We start from the raw sequence: 475 nt of genomic DNA, 5'->3' as shown, positions 1-475 counted from the left end.
TTTTTTTTTTTTCAAGCAGAAGACGGCATACGAGATTGCCTCTTGTCTCGTGGGCTCGGCATCAACACTCGATTTTAGTTATCGGATCCACCAACTAGATTCACCAAAAAGCTTAGTGATAGCAGCAGATAGGCATGAGTTTTATCAAAGCCAGCTTATCGAGTCTAGCGCAGTAAACGAGGCAAGTTCACTAGGAACTCGATTTGATTTGATGCTGAACGATACAGGGGCCGAATTTACCAAATACAGTGTATTTCACTGCAATCAAAGACAATGCCACCAGCAAAAATGTTCTGTAATTGAAACCAGTGACCAGATCAAAGAGGCTCTGTCCAGATCAGCTTTACTAGGCTACTTGGAACACCAACAACAGCACCGAGCAATCATGGAGGAGTTTTGGGAAAACAGTGACATTCAGATCACTGGAGAGGCTGAGCATCAAATAGCAATACGATTAAACATGCTTCATTTGAAT

The 475-nt window shown here is 42.3% G+C and carries 1 pseudogene; it reads left to right on the top strand.

Annotated features, from left to right (window positions below):
• Positions 1 to 475, top strand: a pseudogene (locus K5Q99_RS23170) (glycoside hydrolase family 65 protein); the annotation flags it as partial.

Source organism: Shewanella hafniensis, from assembly GCF_019655335.1.
In the GTDB taxonomy this organism is placed as follows: Bacteria; Pseudomonadota; Gammaproteobacteria; order Enterobacterales; family Shewanellaceae; genus Shewanella; species Shewanella hafniensis.
The sequence above is the reverse complement of the archived record's forward strand: the minus strand, read 5'-3'. Positions and strand labels throughout refer to the sequence as shown.